This is a genomic window from Spirosoma flavum (assembly GCF_042686045.1).
GTDB lineage: Bacteria > Bacteroidota > Bacteroidia > Cytophagales > Spirosomataceae > Spirosoma > Spirosoma flavum.
The window spans coordinates 1-15635 of the sequence record NZ_JBHUOM010000014.1; the positions used below are offsets into that span (position 1 = coordinate 1).

Genomic DNA, 15635 nt, shown 5'->3' on the forward strand with positions numbered 1-15635 from the left:
TTAATATATTTGCTTCGCTAGCGGAGTTCGATCGCACCGGCGAACCGGCGTGACTTAATTCACGAGCGGACCAAAGCGGGCTTGGCCGCAGCCCGTGCCAGAGGACGAGTGGGCGGACGTCCCAAAGGGCTCTGGGCTGAAGCCCAAATAAAAGCACGAGCGGTGAAGTCTATGTATACCCTGAAAACCCATACGATTTTAGAGATTGGTCAACTGTTCCATCTGAGCCGGGCGACGGTCTACCGGTATTTAGCTTGGCAGGAATTAAAATAATGGTTGATTCAAAAAATGGGCGTTCAACGAGACTGCACGATAAGGCGATGGGCGAATCAAATGATAGCAGATAACCTGAAGAAAGAGAAAGCAATGGTCGGCCACCGCCGTCAAGCAGAGACAAAGCTCTGCCTTTACAGATGACTAAATCATTTGAAAGCCCCTAAATTAGCTATATAACAAAATTGGAATTATGTCTAACTTTTCTTGTAGGTTAACATAAGTCGGATTGGACAACAGTTTTGGAAATGTAATGAGGATAGAATTTCTTCCTAATCTCTTGAAAATTCATTACCAGCAAGAGAATGTACGGACTATTGAATACGATGTAGACGGATACTTAACCGGTATAGATCCACAAGGTGAAACTGTAGCCAAGTTTAAAACGGTGGCTTCGGTAGCCTACAATGCTCAATATGGTACTCCGATTACCAAAGATGGGCAATTTGTATTCATTGGCACTTGGGAAAGGGGGCTCTTCTGTTATTCAATTAAGGACCAAAGGCTGATTTGGAAACAGGGTCCTGGACGAGTCAGACATATTATCTTAGTTGATAGTAGTTTGATCGTGGAGATGGCTGGAAGGGGTATTTACAAAAGAGATGCTACCAAGGGTGAGCTGCTTCAAGTGCTGAAGATGCCCTCTATTGATCGGTTTACTCAGTTAAATGAGTCGGAGTTACTAGCTGGTCCATTGAGGGGGAAGTATATTCACTATCATTTACCCACTCTCCAACCTAAGTAGGTATAGAATTAGTGAACATAATGCCAGTGGCTGTTGCAAAAGTCTGGAAAGGCCAAAAGAGCGGAGAGTTCAGTCCGATTATAGGTAATAAATTGACTGGGAATTCTATATTAACGGGGCCAGCACAAACAGAGATTGACTTTTGCAACAGCTATGGCACTTATATAACGAAGAATTTGATAATGAGGACTGGGCTATTACTTGTGCTTATTTGTATCTCTTCATGGTCTGTTTATTCTCAACGTCTATTAAGAATGACTGATCTTAGTACTGACAAAAGCATCGATATTAAGCGGCAACAGTTTATTCAATGCCGGTACACTCTATTTCAAGGACATCAATTTTTAGCGGGTGGAGTCGTTCGAGACATCACCGATTCAACCCTTATTTACAGTACGACGAGCTTTAGCGCTAAAAGAGAAATTCCTCTTTCAGCTATCACTAATTTAGACAAAGTCCCTATCAAGCGAAGCATTCTACCAGCTATCGCCCTTGGTTTAATTTTTGGCGTAACAGATCATTACATCAATCCCAAACGATCTCAAGCAACGAGTAGTGTGCTCGCAACCATAGATGTATTAATAGGGGTTAACTATGTGTTGAAATGGAATCGTAGGCATCTAAACAGAAATATAATCGGTGAAACAACGCGTTTAGAGGTTATTCCAATTGAAGTACGATAGTAATAATCTAAGTTTATTGATTGTATCTAATTGTATGAAATCATCTTTTATTCTCGCAAAATAATGCTAGTTATATAACTGCTCTAGAAATCACGCTAATCTTATATCAATAAAGCTTTTGCATTTTTCTTGTATAGCTATCTCACTTCTATATGCGTTAGCTCAATTGGGTTACCAATACCGTTTTCATTTTCCATACCCGGATAAGTCAATGTATAGCCGTTGATTCGAACAGCTAATTTGTCCTTTTTATACGCATCTGGCAAATTACAGGCTACCCAGGGAACGGCAAAACCGGCTACGTCTGGTTGATCTAAATAATAGTCCGTAAAACTGCTACCGTTGATAGTGGTGTACGTTCTGGCAAGAACAATAGTAGCTATGTTTTGAAGTGGCTTTGCTCGCGTATACTTTTTATCAGTGCATCCGGAGAGGTCAATGGGCTTGATGGCTTTGTCAGAGCTACAACCTGTTAAGGTCAGGAGAAGCAGAACTACAAAAGATGTAAATTTCATTGCATGAAAGATTTTTCATGATGACCCTTTTACAAAAGAATAGGTTGGAATCAAGATCATTGATAAGGTGAGTAACGTAGAAAAATACTATTACAGATTCAGTCAAAAAGCTGCCGCATTTTTCATTTTTTCTAGATTAGTTGTATAAATAACGTTATGTAAAGAGAATAAACTTAGAAGTCTCTGAAGTTATTAATAGACTAAAATATCGGTTTAATTATATTTTACTTTCATCCTTTCAACTTAAGCTTCAAGTTGGGTACAGCCATTACTATTTGCTTCAAGCTAGTAAACTGATCAGCGGACAAAGCGCGTTTAGGTAATATATTCGCACTTCCTTCTGTTACCCGTAAGAGGATAAAATCCCTTACTTCTCGCACTTCAAATAATTTATTATATGTCATGCGAGTGGAAAAGCTTTCGCCACTAAGCTGGTAGCTTGTTTCATCAAAAATGTAAATACTTGACTCGGTAATTTGCGCTTTTTTCTTCATAAGGGACCGAGCTTGAATCTTACTGGAAATCTCCGCTAAAAAAATAGAATACAAACCAAATAATAGCAGTAAAACAGAATATAGAGAGGGTGTAGCATTATTCATTATGTCACCATATAGCACTGATATACTTACTAGAGTAATAAATATACCAAATATTCTAGATGTCTTTGTCGTTATACGACTTCGAGAAATAGCAAGTAACCCTTTATAAAGTTCGTGCTCTGTAAGTTTGAAAGTAGTTTCAATCATATTGTATAAGTAGTAATTATGTTAACTAAGGGCTAAAGCCGAGTCTGCGCCGCAATTATTGTACTCGGGGCGATACATCGCTGCATAACTCGCTTCTCATACTTTAGCAAAGATACCCACCGGAGGTTTTCTGGTAAATAGAGCGGTGTCTTTCTTCCCCTCTACTCAATTACACCTATGCGCTTGGCAAAGCCAACCATGTTTATTCGAAACCCTTTCTGATGCCGGGATGCCATCAATTTGGTAAATTCGGCATAGGCTTCATCACGACGACCTAACCAGGCTAACATCTGCATTCGAGAGCTAGAAGGTATTTTGAACTCATTCAGGATATCATCAATCGAATTAATCTTATCAAGGTACGGCAAGATTCGACTTGACAGCAGATTCCGCAGGTAGGTAACCATTAGTTGTTCGGGAAGGGTAGAATCAAGAGCCAACCATTGATCGCCGCGCAGCTTACCATAAAACCTACCTAAGTGGCGATGAAGTATATAGTAAGGGTAGCTATCCTGGAAAGGAAAAGAATGGGAGCTAGGGTAAGACTTGTCAGGATAGGATAAATCCCAAAAATCATCGGACGTAATATGGACATGGATGGTGAAGATCACGATTTGACCATGCTGCATAAGTTCAGGCTCTCGTTGGATAGTTAGCAACTTGCCCACCCGTCCTGTTTTCAAATAGAATTGATTGTCAACTCGTTGGTAACCCCTTGAGGATAAGGGTCTGACAAAGGCGCGCTGAATGACCCGTTCAAATCGTTTATTAACCGCCGCTATATCCATGAGTTCGATCGTATTTTCTAACCCCTCAATCGCCTAGCGTAGGCCTGTTCATTCAGCAAACGTCCTAACGAGAGTGGTGCTTTCCTTTTTACAGCATGTAGTCTATGCACAAGGTGGCGCTTAATTGGCCGATCAATAGTAAGACTTGCGGCCCAATCTCAAACCCGTGTTGACCTTCTCCACTATGTTTGACTACCAGCCAGACACTAATAGATTCAATATTAAAGTCGGCAAGTCGATTTCCCACTTTGTCATATAGTTCACTCAACAACAGGAGTAATCGATTCTCTATGCTTTCGCCTTCGACCTGGGTAAAGGCCGTTGATCGAGCCCAACCATAAGGCGCAAAACCACCCTGATGAGGACCTGTTGTCTGAAGGGTAACCCCCTTCTCAACGACTTCCTCAAAAGACAAACCCGTCTGTTCTGACAGTTGGTAGGGCGAGAAATCGTTCCCATATAAAACTATCCAGGCACTATCGGTTATGACAGCCACTCGCTAGAATCATCAATCTGTTTAGCCCTCATTGCTTGAATAGGCGTTCCCAAGTTCACCGGAACTGCTGGAAGGTCGATAAATATAGGATTTTAATCGAAGGTCAAAGCTAAAGGCGACGGCCGCCCTTTCCAATCTTTTCTTGGTTGGCCAGTTAGCCCGTACCGGGCTGGATTTTCTTAGGCATGGACCACCCCAACTATACACAAAAAAAAGGCTACACTTTTGTCTAGTGTAGCCTAAGAGGAAGATTATAAAGTCGTTGAGTAAATCAGTTTTTAAAAAACTTGTCAACAGTGGTTTTGTTTTCTCGTACAGATAATAGTTACTGATAGTCAGTTAAGTGATGTGAATAGAAACGGAAAGGAGACTAATAAGATTAGTCTCCTTTTTTGTGCACTCTTGATCCTAACAGTGCACAAAAAAAACGAAAACACGCACAAACAGTTGTTCTAAGTAGTACAGTGAATGGTGGGATACTCAAAAATCGGCTGCTTTATGTGGCCGATTTTTTTTACATACTCAAGGTAGTCTATGCCTAAAAAGAATTCGGGTGATTGGGGCAAGGCCCCAATCACCCGAAACAAATCCTATTAAACATGAACAGACCAGTTGGAAAACCTACAAGAAGGCTAGTTATCCTACTCGGATTAATTTTAGTGATTTTGCTTACTATTGGACTTACTCAGTATGAATTGTAGTCCACTTTTATTCTGTCGCTATTTACCAAGCTAAAAGGGGGGAAATAGGCTACCAAGTTTGGTAATTCCTTATAACAGGGGAAAAGTACAATGCCTAGTCACTAATCGAGTTAGCCAGGTGTTGTACTTTTTGAAGAGCTGTTGTATAGCTACCATTATGTTGAGAAACTATTCTAAGATCATATGCCTTATACAAGCCCTGAAAACAGGTCCAATTGACCTTTAAAAAGGGAGGTTAAAAGACCGGTATTATGTTAAGGGAATATTGGTAGAGTGAAGTAAAAACCATCATTTTTGGAGGTGTACATTGGCTCATTGCAACCTGCCATATCAACTGGAGTAAGCTAGTTATGAATAGTTTACGCCATATAGGTAGCTTCTGGACCTGCTACATTTGACCGGAGACAGTTTTTAAGCACATTTGGGGACAAACCAAAAGGTACCCATGAAAAAAAGGCGTGTATTCGACGAGACGTTTAGAAAAATGGCCGTTGAGTTATCCCATGCAAAAGGCTCCGTGCAAGAAGCTGCTCGTGAGTTGGGCATCGATTCAAGTCGAATTACCAAATGGCGACAAAGCCATAAAAGCCCCGGTCAATTACTATCCCCGGCCCCTGGACTTAGCGAGGAGCAGAAGCTGATCAGGCGACTACAGAAAGAGCTTAAAGATGCTCAACTCGAACGCGATATCTTAAAAAAGGTAGTCGGCATCTTCTCCAGGGGAGACGGGAAATCTTCCAATTTATAACGGAAAACACCAACCAGTTTCCTGTTGAGAAGATGTGCAAAGTGCTGAAGGTGAGCAGTAGTGGTTACTATTACTGGCGCAAACATCCGGTGGGTTCCAGACAACTAAAACAAACGCAGTTGTTGAATGATATTCGACTGGTACATGCCCAGAGTCAGTATCGGTACGGCAGTCCCGCGCCACGGTGGCCCGGATCGCTGATGAATTACGGGAACGGGGCGTAAAGGCATCACGGAACCGAGTAGCCCGATTGATGCATAAAGCAGCGATTCGCAGTATCATGTATAAAAAGTATCGTGTTCAGACGACCGACTCATCGCATGATTATCCAGTAGCTAAAAATCTGTTGAACAGAGAGTTCACTGCCGATAAGCCAGGTCAGAAATGGGTGTCCGACATCACCTACATTCCAACTGGTGAAGGCTGGCTATACCTGACAACTGTGCTGGATTTAGCCGATCGAAAGGTGATCGGCTGGGCATTGAGCGATAACTTGAAAGCGGTTGATACGAGCGTAGCCGCCTGGCGTATGGCTCTCAAGAACAGACGGATAGATGGCGAACTTCTCTTTCATCGCTCCGGCGACCCGGTCGGATCGTGGCATCCAGTACGCTTGCACTGAATTTCGGGAGCATTTAAAGGGATTGCCAGTCGTGCAGAGCATGAGCCGAAAAGGTAACTGCTGGGATAATGCCGTGGCGGAGAGCTTTTTCAAGACATTCAAAAGCGAACTGGTGAACCACGCTGATTTTCCGACTCGGAGCGTCGCCCGGTTAGCCACCTTCGAGTATGTCGAGGGCTGGTATAATCGTCGACGGAGACATTCAAGCCTGAAGTATCAGACTCCCGCTCAACAAGAATCTTATTTTTACACTACCCCGATAGCTGCCTGAAAAAAATCTCCAGTATAATGTTGCAAGTCCACGGCATTTTAATCAGGCGATTACACCAGTTCGCTTCTCAGCGAGTTAAAGCCACATCCAGATTCAACGGACAAGCCTATGCTGTAGATGCTTATTATGGTACACCTTACTTCTCTTAAAATACCCATTTAACTCTTCGGACACAAACAGTCGCGCTCCATCGTACGTCCGTGTGACCCGTCCCCTGCTGGGACGGGTCACACGGACGTACGATGGAGCGCGACTGTTTGTTTGGTTATGTCCGGCAGTCTCACAAAAACGCTCCTATTCGAGACGGTAGAAACTTCATGACTCTGCTTCAAGAAATGGGCGTTTGATTGACAACCTCTTTCAATACCTGTCAACTACTTTTACGTAGCATACGGCCCTTCATTTTGCTCACCGCAACGACCGACCAAGGCAGTCCGGTCTTAAGCTCGGCCTTACGTGTGAAACGGATGCTGAACGACGACCCTAGTTGAAGCAAAAATATGGCCAGCCCTATGGTCGGACAATATCTGCTTCGCATTGATACGGATTATTTATCTCCAAAAGGAGACTGCTTTGATAAGAGTGCATAAAACATAACCTGTACGTCACAATAATTCGTCGAATTTGGGAACAAAAGGTGCTTTTACTATATTTGCATAATTAGTTATATAATCAATTATGGATCTTTTTGACAAAACCGGCAAAATGGCTTTAGGAAGCAGACTCCGCCTTTTTACCATGCGAATTACCGATGATGCAGCCAGAATATATGCGTTATATGACGTAGCGTTTTTGCCCAAGTGGTTCCCCGTGTTCTTTGTTCTTTCCAACGATGGAAGAAAAACGGTCACGGAAATCGCGGGTGAGATTGGGCATTCGCAACCCTCCGTGACAAAGATTATCAAAGAGATGGAAGCGGCCGGGATTGTAGAAGGAAATCTGAATTCGAAGGACAAACGCAGAAACGTGGTCGGCTTGACTCGGCAGGGAACCGATTTAGCCGAAAAAGTAAAACGCCAATCGGCCGATGTCGAGGTGGCTATTGATGGCATCATCCAGGAAGCAACGCACAATCTATGGGAAGCCCTAGCCGAATGGGAGTTTCTGCTGGACCAGAAATCATTGCTTAAACGGGTTCAAGAGCAGAAAAAGCGTAGGGAAGGGCAGGACGTTCAAATTATTCCCTATCAGGATCAATAGCAGGCCCCGTTTAAATTCCTCAATGAGGAATGGATTTCTGCCTATTTCACCATGGAAGAGTCGGATTACAAAGCCCTGGACAATCCCAAAGAACATATCCTGGACAAGGGCGGTAAGATTTTCATCGCCTTATACCGCAATGAACCGGTGGGGGTCTGCGCATTAATCAAAATGGACGATCCCGTCTATGATTTTGAGCTGGCGAAAATGGCCGTTTCGCCAAAGGCACAAGGCAAAAGTATCGGTAAACGGCTTGGTGAAGCCGCCATCAAGGCCGCCCGAGAAGTCGGCGCTTCCAGGATTTATCTGGAAAGCAATACCATCCTTACCCCAGCGATCAATCTTTACCAAAAGCTTGGTTTTCAAAAAGTTGTCGGCCGGACTACGCCTTACAAACGGGGCAACATTCAAATGGAATTAAATCTAACCCAATAGCCATGTACGATCAGAAAGTAGCCATCATCCTAAAGAACGATTTGCTCTCTTGGCAGAAAATGAACGTGGTTTCATTCTTGGCCAGTAGTATCGCCATCCAGTTTTCGCAAACACACGGAGGAGACTTTATCACATCGGATCAGGTGAAATTCCTTCCCTTTATGAAGCATCCGATCCTTATTTACAAGGCCGATACATCGGAAAAACTGCAACGGGCATTTCAGAGAGCCAGAGACCGGGATCTGGCCATCGGCATCTACACCAACCCGCTTTTGGGCACCAAGTCCGGCGAAGAGAATGTGCAGGAAATAGCCCGTCACACCGTCGATGACTTAGACCTGGTAGGGGTCATCGTGTATGGCGAGAATAAGAAAGTGGATAAGGCCCTCGACGGGTTAAAATTTCACGACTAAGCCCTCGAAACAAGCTACGAAAGAATTGGAGCAACGGTATTCTTAAGCACCACACGTTCGTAAGACTTACTAAGGAGACGGCTCCTGGTAATTCGCTAAATGGTTTATACCGTAGACCTTGACCGGATGTCCTTTGGTAGGTCATATAAAGTGATACCACCGGCTTAAGAATTGATAGCAGCAGGCTTATAGGTTGGTTAATGAGAATGGCATTGATGCCTACGATACCAGTCGATCGCTTGTTTCGCCGGTAAGCGTACCTGCCAACCGATTTATAACCAGAGGCGAGGCTGATCGAAGCATTTTCATTTTCAACTTTAACGCTGTCGGTCTATATTTCGACCGTGACCTAATGCTACCCGTTAGCCATATACGGCCCTTTCATCATGCTTTTCAGCTTTACAGCGACACCCGATTTTGATTTTATAACCTATTTTGCCCGGCACATACAGGCAACCGTACAAAACGGCCTGCTGGTGATACCCGATCAGCTGGGACAGGGGTACATTCGCAAGTTGGCCTTCGGACCCGACTTCAAGATTACCATCCACCGGTACTTGCTTAAGGAAGATCTCATTGTCAAACGCCATACGTCCGGCCAGGGAAATGATTTGATCACCGTCTTTTTTTACAACAACGAGCAGGCACTCCAGATCGCTTACGATGAGGACACCCAGGTTCTGTTTTCGCAGCGCGATGAGTCAGCGATCCAGGTGACCTCCAACGATCTAAGCTCTACCCTACGATTTCCCGCCCGTCAACAAATTCAGTACGTCGTGGTCGCCATAAAGCCTCCCCGGTTGACCGACTTGTTAGCCATTAGCGAACCCAATTCGGTGCTCCAAACCATTACGGGTAACGGCAATTCCTTTCTTTTCTTTGAACGCATGGGAGCCGAAACCAAGCTGCTGCTTAAAAACATGGCGGCCCTGGACATGACTAATCAACTGAGCCATTTCTACATGCAGATTAAGGTGCAGGAACTGCTTTATCTGGTTTTTCATAAATTATCGTTACGCGAAAGTGCTGCCCACCAACCCATTAACAGCGCTGATGCCGAACGACTCCTGTATATTCGTAGTGAGATCATCAGCGACCTGAGCGTGCCCCCACTCATTCGGGAACTGGCCCAGGTCGCGGCCATGAGTGAAACCAAATTAAAACAGCTGTTCAAGCAAACGTTTGGCATTACGATCTATACCTATTACCAGCAGGCCCGCATGGAAGAAGCCGCCTTTCTCTTAAAACAGGGCAAGCATTCGGTTGGCGAGGTGGGCTATGAACTGGGTTTTTCCAATCTGAGCCACTTCAGCCGGGTCTTTGAAAAGCAGTATGGCCTGAACCCGAAGCGCTATTCGTCCTCGTAACGCGCTATTTACCCCAGGTAATCAGGGGGGAATACCTGCTGACCATGCTTTTGGGCAATAGCCTGTAAGTGGTGAATGGTGGCTTCATCAAAATGGGGCAGCGGCAGGAACTGGCCCGCAGCAACGGGTTGGCCGATCTCCTCAAAGAACGTTTCCAGACCGGCCGGTACTACGGTGCAAAGCAGATGGGCCGTTTGCCCGGTATTATTTTTAAAGCCGTGCACCACGCCCCCTTTCGGAATGCTAATAAACGATCCTTTCGTGGCAGTGTACTGGCCAAATTCGGATTTAACCTCGATTTCGCCGTCGATCACGTAGAAGGATTCCTCAAAACCCGCGTGGGCGTGCGGACCAGGGCCACCGCCGGGTGGGATTAGCATATCAATGGTAGCGAAAGCGCCACCGGTGGCCGCACCGCTGATCAGAATTCGGTAGGTGTCCCCAAATAACCGAAACGCTATTCCCTGCTTCGGGGTCAACGGTGATAGGCTGGTTTTTGTGATTTTCCATCAGGAGTTAATTTAAATACGCCACAAAGCTCGGAAGGGGCTGGGTTGAAAACTATTCCGATGAGACGATAAATCAGTCGCAAACGACAAGTCGACTCATGCCGCCCTCCTTTCTGTAAACGAATCCGATACGAACACGGGCATGGTCGTTATCAGGACTAACCAACCTTGTCGGATTCGACTGTTTTTTCGGCTTTTTGCGCTATTTCTCCTTCTCCAGTAAGCCCACCTTTGCGGTGTCGAAAGTAAAACACACAGCCATGAAAAAATTAGTCCTGCCTTTCACCAAAGGCGCACTCCAATTGAAAAACCATGTTGTGATGGCCCCCATGACGCGCAGCCGGGCTATAAGCAACGTCCCCAATGCCCTGATGGCCACCTATTACAAGCAGCGTTCCGGAGCGGGCCTGATCATTACCGAAGGGACCTCCCCCAGTCCGGAAGGGTTGGGCTATCCCCGCATTCCAGGCCTTTTTTCTGAGGCCCAGATTGACGGCTGGCAGGCGGTCACCCGGGGCGTCCATGAGAGCGGTGCCAAAATATTTGTCCAACTGATGCACACGGGCCGGATCGCCCATATCGCTAATTTACCGGAAGGCTATCAGCCGGTAGGGCTCTCTGACATCCGAGCGACCGGCGAAATCTATACCGACGCAGCCGGTTTGCAGGAATACTCCGTACCGGTAGCCCTGGATGCACAAGGCATAGTCAAGGCGATCAATGACTTTGTCAAAGCCGCCCAGAATGCGGTCAGAGCCGGTTTTGACGGAGTGGAACTGCATGGCGCAAATGGGTACCTGTTGGAGCAATCGTTAAACCCCCATATCAATACCCGTACGGACGACTATGGCGGCAGTATCCAGAATCGCAGCCGCTTAACCCTGGAGATCGCCCAAAAAATCGCCGATGCTATCGGCCCCCAGAAGGTTGGTGTGCGCATATCGCCCTACTCGACGCTCAGCGATATGCCCGCCTACGAGGAGGCTGACGTTCACCAGACCTATGCGTACCTGAGTGGCGAGTTGAACCGCCTAGACATAGCGTACCTCCACCTATCCGACAATCCTTTGATACCCCAGAAAACGCACCAGGCCATCCGCAGCGCCTTTTCCAATACGCTTATTTACTGTAATGGACTAACCCCCCAAACCGCCGAAGCCAAATTACAGGCCGGATCGGCCGATCTGGTAGCCTTTGCCCGAAGCTTCCTGGCTAACCCCGATTTCATGAACCGGATCGAAAAAAAAGTCCCCTTCAATGAGGTAGACTATACAACCCTATACACCCCCGGTGCGCATGGGTATACCGACTACCCGGTATGGGATGAATTGACCCAACTCGTATAGCCCGGCGGTAAGCCCGGCGCCTTTTTCAATAACTGGGCTTTTTAGTCAACTTAACAAACGCAACCAACATGAGAAAAGTAATCTATAACCGATTTGGTGACGAGAGCGTGCTGGAGGTAACCGAGCAAGCGGTGCCCCCGATCCAGAACGATCAACTGCTGATCCGGGTAAAAGCGGTTTCGATTAATCCCCTGGATTGGAAGGTGTACGGGGGCGACATGAAATTGATGTCGGGTTCGACATTCCCTAAATCGGTAGGCATCGATTTTTCGGGTATGGTCGAACAAACCGGCAGCGCCGTTGCCCGCTTTACCGCAGGAGATGCGGTCATTGGCGTACTGGATGTATTTAAGGGCGGAGCCCTAGCCGATTACGTGGTCGTCAAGGAAGCCGATATTGCCCTAAAACCGGCCAATATTTCCTTTGAGCAGGCTGCGGCCTTACCGCTAACCGGCCTTTCTGCCCTGCAGATTATGGATCAGCTGGCCGCTGTTAGCGCTAACCAGGACGTATTGATCAACGGGGCTACCGGTGGGATTGGCTTATTTGCCGTGCAGCTGGCTAAAAAACGAGGTGCTAAGATAACCGCCGTCGTCAGTACCAAAGGCGTTACCCAGGCCACCCAATGGGGGGCGGATTCCGTAGTCGACTACACCAAGCAACCGATCAAACTCCTCAATAAGCGATTCGACGCGGTGATAGACCTAACCACTAAGCTTTCCTTTAGAGAGGCAAAAAATTTGATGAAGCCAAATGCCGTCTTTGTCAGTACGCTTCCCTCCCCGTTGGCAATCATTGCCTCGTTCATCAACAACATCTTTTCCGGCCAAAAACATAAGATTCTGATCGTCAAACCGACCGCTGACGGGCTCACTACGTTAACCAAGCTAGCGGAAGCTGACCTGCAGATCGTGCTGGCTAAAACGTATTTCTTTGCCAATGTCAGGCAAGCCTATAGGGAAGCCCGTCAGGGTAAATTGATCGGCAAGTCGGTGATTATTCTGGATTGACAGTAAAGTTGACTGCCGGACACACGCCGACAACAAGATCCTGAAAATTAGCTGATAGACATGTATATATCGTCAAGGGTGAGTGCATCAGGATTTGAGCCTATAGAATCATTAAAAAAAATTTATCACAATCAGACAAGTTACCCAGTATGGAAACTCGAGAAGAACGTCAACAAAACCAGCTATCAAATCCAACCGCCCGAGTACTGCAAACCGTGAACGTTCCCATCCAGGTTGCCTTCGACTACATTCAGCCAGTCCTGTTATCTACTATCTTTCCCGGGTACCATACCATTCCGGCCATTGTAAAAACGAATGAAGCAGCCTACTGGATCAAGGCAGGCTTATCCCGTACGGTCACCTTTGCCGACGGTAATTCAGCCTACGAGAGCATGGTGCATGTCGATTACCCGAATTATTTCTCGTATAAACTGGAACACTTCACGGACCAAGGCCTGAGCAGCCTGGTGGAACGAGTGGACGGGGCCTGGGTGTTCATCGCCCTTGAGGAAGAAAAGGTACTCATCGACTGGAAATATGTAATCACGCCTAAGAACGAAGAGGCTAAGAAAATTATCCAGGACCATCTTTTGCCAGATTTTCAAGGGATGCTGGAACAAGCCATGAACATCAGTAAAGAAAATCTGGAATCGGGAACGATTTAATCAGCCACTAGACCGGTTACCAGTCCCGGCCGTAGGCAGGTCGGATCGCCTGGATCAAAAAAGCGACTTCTTAACCAGCATCGAATCACCCCCTTTTTCGAGTAGAAAGGCACACTGCCCCTGGTAAAATAGGAATCCTCCAGGTTATAGAATACCGAAATATGAAGTGATTCAACTTTTATTCAGTCCTTTCAAGAAATCCTTCTATCGTGTGTCATTTAGTGGATGTTTGAAAGGACATTTTGTTTTCTGTTTTGTTGACATGCAAACGTTCGTCAACTGGTGAACAGAATGACGAAGTAGGTGCAAATAGTCAATCTAAATCTACCCTGAAAATGGTATTTTACTGCTAAAGCAGGAATAAGAATAGCTCTGCATTGCCCCTTCACGTTTTGTACATTTCATAGTAAGTGTTCAGATAACGCAACCTTTTCATGAACGCTTTCAGGGTTTCTGGACAAAGGTCAAATTACATCCCTAAGCCCTGACAAGCGTTCATATGGCCAAGCATTTTCGTGAACGAAGATAGTTAAACTGGCATTTGCACTAAAGTAATAAATAGAGCTGAATTATTTATCAAAAAAGTAGCCATTAAAATGTCACATTACTAAGACTAGAATTACCCCCTTCTACTGGACACCAAATAAGCGATCTTAAGGTCGTGTCCAGTAAACGGGAGCAAAACCCAGTGAAACCAGAGCCACAAAGTAAGTTTCTCTGGGTGAGTCTTAACCACTTATTCCGCAGCATGAATAGCTACCCTGTTGCCTTCAGTATCCTTCAGGATGCAAATAGAACCAGCAGGAATTTTTGTTTTAGGACTCAGAACGGTTCCACCCGCTGTCGCTATTCGGTCAATAACGGGTTGTAGACTCGGGCTGGCATTCAAATAAATAAGGGGACCATCCGACGAGGGTTTTAACCGGTCACTTTTGACTAATGCCCCCGATACTACGCCCGATAGGGCCATAATCGTATCCGGTAAACGAGGAAAAAAGGCCATCTCTTCCCCATCGGCGGGTGGGGGCGTTTGCAGCTTAATGGCCAGCAGGGTTTCATAAAACTGCTGCGCCCGCTTCAGGTCGGTAACGGGAATCTCAAACCAGTTGATGGCGTTAGTGTCGGCACTTAGTTTTTGTAGCATTTGTTCGAGTTCATTATGTTGGGCAAACTTAGGGTTTGGACAGCGTCGATAATTGTATAAATCGGTCCTTTTTATTGGCTGCCAGTTGTTTAGGGGTAGCCCTGGAATATTTTTTTATTTCTTTACTAAAATGAGCCTGGTCGGCATAGCCTTGTTGGGGGTAGAGTTTCCCGTCCATCAACTGGCCAAACGAGGCTCGGTACCGTAACAGGGTGCAATACGCTTTTAGCGACAGGCCAAATTGCCGGGTAAAATACCGATTGAGCTGCCGAGGGCTCCAATGAATGGTAGCCGAAATGTCAGTAATGGATCGGTCTCCATTCGTCGAATAAAGCAGCACAAATAAGGCCAGTTTTCTAGGGTCAAGAGACGGGCTTGAACGCGTGGTCATTAGTTGATTGGCCCGGCTGACGAAGTGGGTAAAATCGGCAAAATCGGCTGGAGCAAACCCCCAAAAGTCAAGGGGTATGGCGGTGCTTTTATTGACTAAATCAGCCATACTCGTGTTGAACAGATACTCGGCTGCTGGCAGCTTAAAGCTAATGGCAAATGTAGTCGCATTAATGGGCATAAGATAGTCAACGGGCTGGGTGATCAGACCAACCAACGACCCCTGGACCGGTTGGTTGTTAACGACTGAAAAAAGAAGATCAAAATAGCCGTCAGGCAGGATGGTGACGGTTTTGGGCTCGGTGGTCGCATTGGTAAGCTGCCAAAAATAATGGACAAAGTCGGCCATCGACCCCTCAGGCTCAATGGATTGAAAGGATAACGTAGCGGCCGGTGGGTTGGTCTGAGAGTTAAGTATCATGTAGTTAGGCTAGCGTATCACTCAGTGAATAAAGCAATGTTTTCTGGGTTGATGCCTTTATGAGTTGGAATGCTGAATCGATTCGGCCCGTGGCGGGCTTTGTTTATGAGGACTGAGCCATGCAATCTTGTTAAACGGTGGTTAATC

Annotated in this window: 20 protein-coding genes; 13 read left to right on the forward strand and 7 right to left on the reverse strand. The window is 46.0% G+C overall.

The genetic code is table 11. The features are described from left to right. Positions 1–81: 81 nt before the first annotated feature. From ACFS25_RS16360 to ACFS25_RS16370, 3 genes are all read left to right on the forward strand, one after another. The gene (locus tag ACFS25_RS16360; protein ID WP_381503160.1) at positions 82–273 is read left to right on the forward strand and encodes a hypothetical protein; all 192 of its coding nucleotides are present in this window, start codon (positions 82–84) and stop codon (positions 271–273) included. A 280-nt stretch (positions 274–553) separates the two neighbouring features. Next, a complete protein-coding gene (locus ACFS25_RS16365; RefSeq protein ID WP_381503163.1) occupies positions 554–1018 on the forward strand; it encodes a PQQ-binding-like beta-propeller repeat protein in 465 nt (154 codons plus the stop codon). Between the two features lie 254 nt (positions 1019–1272). Next, positions 1273–1701 (forward strand): hypothetical protein, encoded by a 429-nt coding sequence (locus tag ACFS25_RS16370; RefSeq protein ID WP_381503166.1) that lies wholly within the window; start codon positions 1273–1275, stop codon positions 1699–1701. Positions 1702–1838: 137 nt separating this feature from the next. Here the strand turns inward: ACFS25_RS16370 and ACFS25_RS16375 are convergent, their stop codons facing one another. The 4 genes from ACFS25_RS16375 to ACFS25_RS16390 form a co-directional block, all read right to left on the reverse strand. Then, entirely contained in the window at positions 1839–2216 is a 378-nt protein-coding gene (locus ACFS25_RS16375; RefSeq protein ID WP_381503168.1) for a hypothetical protein, read from the reverse strand. A 230-nt stretch (positions 2217–2446) separates the two neighbouring features. Beyond that, positions 2447–2962 (reverse strand): YcxB family protein, encoded by a 516-nt coding sequence (locus ACFS25_RS16380; protein ID WP_381503171.1) that lies wholly within the window; start codon positions 2960–2962, stop codon positions 2447–2449. A gap of 161 nt (positions 2963–3123) precedes the next feature. Further along, the gene (locus ACFS25_RS16385; RefSeq protein WP_381503174.1) at positions 3124–3750 is read right to left on the reverse strand and encodes a hypothetical protein; all 627 of its coding nucleotides are present in this window, start codon (positions 3748–3750) and stop codon (positions 3124–3126) included. Positions 3751–3838: 88 nt separating this feature from the next. Next, entirely contained in the window at positions 3839–4246 is a 408-nt protein-coding gene (locus ACFS25_RS16390; RefSeq protein ID WP_381503177.1) for a hypothetical protein, read from the reverse strand. A gap of 1146 nt (positions 4247–5392) precedes the next feature. Here ACFS25_RS16390 and ACFS25_RS16395 point away from each other — a divergent pair. The 7 genes from ACFS25_RS16395 to ACFS25_RS16425 all read left to right on the forward strand — a co-directional run bounded on the left by ACFS25_RS16395 (position 5393) and on the right by ACFS25_RS16425 (position 10003). Further along, positions 5393–5695 (forward strand): transposase, encoded by a 303-nt coding sequence (locus ACFS25_RS16395; RefSeq protein ID WP_381503180.1) that lies wholly within the window; start codon positions 5393–5395, stop codon positions 5693–5695. A gap of 184 nt (positions 5696–5879) precedes the next feature. Then, positions 5880–6317 (forward strand): DDE-type integrase/transposase/recombinase, encoded by a 438-nt coding sequence (locus ACFS25_RS16400; protein WP_381503182.1) that lies wholly within the window; start codon positions 5880–5882, stop codon positions 6315–6317. A gap of 40 nt (positions 6318–6357) precedes the next feature. Further along, positions 6358–6588 (forward strand): integrase core domain-containing protein, encoded by a 231-nt coding sequence (locus ACFS25_RS16405; protein ID WP_381503185.1) that lies wholly within the window; start codon positions 6358–6360, stop codon positions 6586–6588. Between the two features lie 678 nt (positions 6589–7266). Next, positions 7267–7788: a MarR family winged helix-turn-helix transcriptional regulator gene (locus ACFS25_RS16410; RefSeq protein WP_381503188.1), complete on the forward strand. Its 522-nt coding sequence runs from the start codon at positions 7267–7269 to the stop codon at positions 7786–7788. A 33-nt stretch (positions 7789–7821) separates the two neighbouring features. After that, positions 7822–8223, forward strand: coding sequence for a GNAT family N-acetyltransferase (locus ACFS25_RS16415; RefSeq protein ID WP_381503267.1), 402 nt, complete (start codon positions 7822–7824; stop codon positions 8221–8223). A gap of 2 nt (positions 8224–8225) precedes the next feature. Beyond that, complete coding sequence (locus tag ACFS25_RS16420; protein ID WP_381503190.1) at positions 8226–8636, forward strand: DUF2000 family protein; 411 nt, start codon at positions 8226–8228, stop codon at positions 8634–8636. Positions 8637–9022: 386 nt separating this feature from the next. After that, on the forward strand, positions 9023–10003 hold the full coding sequence (locus ACFS25_RS16425) for a helix-turn-helix transcriptional regulator (RefSeq protein WP_381503193.1): 981 nt from the start codon (positions 9023–9025) through the stop codon (positions 10001–10003). Positions 10004–10011: 8 nt separating this feature from the next. Here the strand turns inward: ACFS25_RS16425 and ACFS25_RS16430 are convergent, their stop codons facing one another. Next, positions 10012–10482, reverse strand: coding sequence for a cupin domain-containing protein (locus ACFS25_RS16430; protein WP_381503195.1), 471 nt, complete (start codon positions 10480–10482; stop codon positions 10012–10014). 290 nt (positions 10483–10772) lie between these two features. Here ACFS25_RS16430 and ACFS25_RS16435 point away from each other — a divergent pair, with 290 nt between their 5' ends. The 3 genes from ACFS25_RS16435 to ACFS25_RS16445 all read left to right on the forward strand — a co-directional run bounded on the left by ACFS25_RS16435 (position 10773) and on the right by ACFS25_RS16445 (position 13533). Next, complete coding sequence (locus ACFS25_RS16435) at positions 10773–11858, forward strand: alkene reductase (protein ID WP_381503199.1); 1086 nt, start codon at positions 10773–10775, stop codon at positions 11856–11858. Positions 11859–11926: 68 nt separating this feature from the next. Continuing rightward, on the forward strand, positions 11927–12868 hold the full coding sequence (locus ACFS25_RS16440) for an NAD(P)-dependent alcohol dehydrogenase (RefSeq protein ID WP_381503201.1): 942 nt from the start codon (positions 11927–11929) through the stop codon (positions 12866–12868). 149 nt (positions 12869–13017) lie between these two features. Next, a complete protein-coding gene (locus ACFS25_RS16445; RefSeq protein ID WP_381503206.1) occupies positions 13018–13533 on the forward strand; it encodes an SRPBCC family protein in 516 nt (171 codons plus the stop codon). A gap of 736 nt (positions 13534–14269) precedes the next feature. Here the strand turns inward: ACFS25_RS16445 and ACFS25_RS16450 are convergent. Both ACFS25_RS16450 and ACFS25_RS16455 read right to left on the reverse strand, forming a co-directional pair. Then, the gene (locus tag ACFS25_RS16450) at positions 14270–14677 is read right to left on the reverse strand and encodes a VOC family protein (RefSeq protein ID WP_381503209.1); all 408 of its coding nucleotides are present in this window, start codon (positions 14675–14677) and stop codon (positions 14270–14272) included. A 28-nt stretch (positions 14678–14705) separates the two neighbouring features. Further along, a complete protein-coding gene (locus ACFS25_RS16455; protein ID WP_381503212.1) occupies positions 14706–15488 on the reverse strand; it encodes a helix-turn-helix domain-containing protein in 783 nt (260 codons plus the stop codon). Positions 15489–15635: the final 147 nt, after the last annotated feature.

What these genes read in the sequence shown, in the direction of transcription:
- ACFS25_RS16370 (WP_381503166.1), top strand. Translation starts at nt 1,273, where the DNA reads ATGACTGATCTTAGTACTGACAAAAGCATCGATATTAAGCGGCAACAG.
- ACFS25_RS16375 (WP_381503168.1), bottom strand. Translation starts at nt 2,216, where the DNA reads ATGAAATTTACATCTTTTGTAGTTCTGCTTCTCCTGACCTTAACAGGT.
- ACFS25_RS16380 (WP_381503171.1), bottom strand. Translation starts at nt 2,962, where the DNA reads ATGATTGAAACTACTTTCAAACTTACAGAGCACGAACTTTATAAAGGG.
- ACFS25_RS16385 (WP_381503174.1), bottom strand. Translation starts at nt 3,750, where the DNA reads ATGGATATAGCGGCGGTTAATAAACGATTTGAACGGGTCATTCAGCGC.
- ACFS25_RS16395 (WP_381503180.1), top strand. Translation starts at nt 5,393, where the DNA reads ATGAAAAAAAGGCGTGTATTCGACGAGACGTTTAGAAAAATGGCCGTT.
- ACFS25_RS16405 (WP_381503185.1), top strand. Translation starts at nt 6,358, where the DNA reads ATGAGCCGAAAAGGTAACTGCTGGGATAATGCCGTGGCGGAGAGCTTT.
- ACFS25_RS16410 (WP_381503188.1), top strand. Translation starts at nt 7,267, where the DNA reads ATGGATCTTTTTGACAAAACCGGCAAAATGGCTTTAGGAAGCAGACTC.
- ACFS25_RS16420 (WP_381503190.1), top strand. Translation starts at nt 8,226, where the DNA reads ATGTACGATCAGAAAGTAGCCATCATCCTAAAGAACGATTTGCTCTCT.
- ACFS25_RS16425 (WP_381503193.1), top strand. Translation starts at nt 9,023, where the DNA reads ATGCTTTTCAGCTTTACAGCGACACCCGATTTTGATTTTATAACCTAT.
- ACFS25_RS16435 (WP_381503199.1), top strand. Translation starts at nt 10,773, where the DNA reads ATGAAAAAATTAGTCCTGCCTTTCACCAAAGGCGCACTCCAATTGAAA.
- ACFS25_RS16440 (WP_381503201.1), top strand. Translation starts at nt 11,927, where the DNA reads ATGAGAAAAGTAATCTATAACCGATTTGGTGACGAGAGCGTGCTGGAG.
- ACFS25_RS16445 (WP_381503206.1), top strand. Translation starts at nt 13,018, where the DNA reads ATGGAAACTCGAGAAGAACGTCAACAAAACCAGCTATCAAATCCAACC.
- ACFS25_RS16450 (WP_381503209.1), bottom strand. Translation starts at nt 14,677, where the DNA reads ATGCTACAAAAACTAAGTGCCGACACTAACGCCATCAACTGGTTTGAG.
- ACFS25_RS16455 (WP_381503212.1), bottom strand. Translation starts at nt 15,488, where the DNA reads ATGATACTTAACTCTCAGACCAACCCACCGGCCGCTACGTTATCCTTT.